Source organism: Falsiroseomonas oryzae (assembly GCF_027856955.1).
In the GTDB taxonomy this organism is placed as follows: domain Bacteria; phylum Pseudomonadota; class Alphaproteobacteria; order Acetobacterales; family Acetobacteraceae; genus Falsiroseomonas; species Falsiroseomonas oryzae.
In genome coordinates this window covers 1-2,726 of the sequence record NZ_JAPSMD010000579.1, presented here as the reverse complement: position 1 = coordinate 2,726, position 2,726 = coordinate 1, and the positions used below count along the sequence as shown (strand labels likewise).

Here is a 2,726-nt window from a genome sequence, read left to right as displayed (position 1 = left end):
CCGGCGAGCGGAGCGCGGCGCGTGCGCAGGAGAGCGCGGGGCGGATCTCCGGCGCCACCGCCAATGTGCAGGCGGTGGCCGCGGCCTCCGAGGAACTCGCCGCCTCGGTCGCCGAGATCACCCGCCGCGTGGCCGAGAGCGCGCGCAGCGCGCAGGACGCCGCCGCGGCCGCCCGCGCTTCCGATGGCACGGTCGCCAGCCTGGCGGAGGCGGCGCAGCGGATCGGCGACGTGGTGCGCCTGATCAGCGACATCGCGGGCCAGACCAACCTGCTGGCGCTGAACGCGACGATCGAGGCGGCGCGCGCCGGGGAGGCCGGCAAGGGCTTCGCCGTGGTGGCGGGCGAGGTGAAGTCGCTCGCCGCGCAGACCGCCAAGGCGACGGAGGAGATCGCGGCCCAGATCGGCGCCATGCGGGGTGCGACCGAGCAGGCGGTGGAGGCCGTGCGCGGCATCGCCGGCGCGGTCGGGCGGATGGAGGAGGTGACCGGCGCGATCGCCGCCGCGGTGGAGCAGCAGGGCGCGGCGACGCGCGAGATCGCCCGGAACGCGGCGGAGGCCGCCGCCGGGACCGAGGAGGCCGCGGCCGACATCGCCCGCCTGCACGACGAGGTCGCCGAAAGCGCTGCCGGCATCGTGCGGGTGCGCCAGGCCGGTGTGGAGGTCGGCGCGCAGGGCACGGCGATCCGGCAGGAGGTCGCGACCTTCGCGGCGCGGTTGCGCGCGGCATAGGGCTTCCGTCGGCCAGCAATTGGGGCCCGGCCCGGTGCAGGGGCCGGTCAGGAACGCCGCGAGCGGTCGGCAACGGCGCGGGGGGATCGCCGTTGCGGTCGGCATGCGCCCGCGGCGCGGCGGCCCGGCTTCCCGGCGTCCGCTGTCCCGGCGAGCCCGAGGGGAGAGCACCATGGCCATCCTGCGCGCCCGCGACCTGATGGGAACCACCGTGGTCACGCTGCCGCCGGACACGCCGGTGCGGACCATCGCCCGCCTCTTCGCCGATCGCGGCATATCGGCCGTCGCCATCACCGACGAGGCCGGCGCCCTGGCCGGGATCGTCACCGAATCCGACCTGATCCGGCGCCTCGCCAACGAGGACGACCGCCCGCTTGCGGGATGGCTGGTCCGCCTGTTCGACAATCCGGCCGCCAAGGCAGACCGCTACGCCCGCAGCCATGGCGCCCGGGCGCGCGACGTCATGAGCGGCAACGTGGTGACTGTCGGTCCCGAGGAGACGGCGGCGCATGTCGCCCGCCTGATGGAGGAGAGACGGATCCGGCGCGTGCTGGTGACCGAGGGGGGGCGCCTGCTGGGCATGGTCACCCGCGCCGACCTGGTGCGTGCGCTGCTCGGCCCGGAGGAGCCGGCCGCGCATGCCGCCACCGACGAGACGATCCGCCTGGAGTTGCTGCGCGCCATGGAGCGGGAGCCCTGGGTCGACACGACGTTCATCGGCGTGGACGTGCATGACGGCGTGGCGGCGTTCCACGGTTTCATCGGCACGCCGGCGGTGCGCCAGGCGCTGCGCGTGCTGGCGGAGAACGTGCCCGGCGTGCGGCGCGTGGAAGACAACACCCGGCCCTTCCCGCGCAACATGGAGGTCTGAACGGAGGCGCGCGTCAGTCCTGCCGGCTTGCGGGCCGGCCCAGGCGTCGACCGCGCCTCGGCGACGTCCTGGATCGCCGGGTTCGGCGCGCCAGGGCCCTCGCGGATCGGTTGCATGGCACGCCGCCGAGCGGGTCCGGCGCCTGGTCCAGGCTCTGCCGCGCGGCCGCGAGGCGCCCGGCGAGGGAGATCGTGATCCCGACGGACTCATGATCCCGCCCGTCCGTTCACCCTATGATACGTGGCGGCACCTTGGCCCGGGGCGTCCCCTGGCCTACCTGCTGAGCATGACCCCCATCACCCGACGCGCCGCCCTTCAGGTGGCTGCCGCTGCCGCCTGTGCCGGCGCCCTGACGCCCGAAGCCCATGCCCAGGCGCTGGCCGCGGCGGCCGACGCGGCCGAGCGCCCGCTATTCGGCGCCACCCTGCGCACCCTGCCGAACGGGCTGCGCGTGGCCTTCGTGGAACAGCGCCGCGCCCCGGTCGTGGCGCAATACGCCTACGTCGCCGCGGGGGGCGGCGAGGACCCGGCCGGGCGGTCGGGCGTCGCCCATTTCCTCGAGCACATGATGTTCAAGGGCAGCCCGCGGGTGGCCTCCGGCGCCTTCTCCCGCCGCGTGGCGCGGGAGGGCGGGAACGACAACGCCTTCACCTCCCGCGACGTCACCGGCTACTTCCAGCATGTCGAGGCGGGCCGGCTGGACCTCGTCGCGATGATGGAGGCCGACCGCTTCGCCGCCGCCCACATCCCGCAATCCGAGCTGGAGCCGGAGCGGCTGGTGATCCTGGAGGAGCGCGCGCAACGCACCGGCTCCTCGCCCCGCGCGCTGTATTTCGAGGGCTTCCAGGCCGCGATGTGGGGCCCGCAGCACTGGCACGGCCGGCCGATCATCGGCTGGGAGGACGAGATCCGCGCCATCACCCACCAGGACCTGGTCGACTTCTTCCGCGCCCGCTACGCGCCGGGGAACGCCGTGCTGGTGGTGGCCGGCGCCGTCGCGCCGGAGGCCTTCTGGCGCAGCGTGGAGGAGCATTGGGGCGTGCTGCCGCCCGGCCCGCCGGTGCCGCGCGACCGCGCCCCGCCGCCCGCCCAGCCGCCCACGCCGCGCTATGTGCGCAACGACC

At 75.5% G+C, this 2,726-nt stretch carries 3 protein-coding genes; all 3 read left to right on the top strand.

What is annotated here, in order from left to right; all coding sequences use genetic code 11:
* Positions 1-731 (top strand): methyl-accepting chemotaxis protein (locus OZN99_RS29130; RefSeq protein WP_270938716.1); only part of this gene is annotated, 731 nt, incomplete at its 5' end.
* Between the two features lie 172 nt (positions 732-903).
* Positions 904-1,602, top strand: a complete 699-nt coding sequence (locus OZN99_RS29125) for a CBS domain-containing protein (protein WP_270938715.1) — start codon at positions 904-906, stop codon at positions 1,600-1,602.
* 286 nt (positions 1,603-1,888) lie between these two features.
* Positions 1,889-2,726 (top strand): M16 family metallopeptidase (locus OZN99_RS29120; RefSeq protein ID WP_270938714.1); only part of this gene is annotated, 838 nt, incomplete at its 3' end.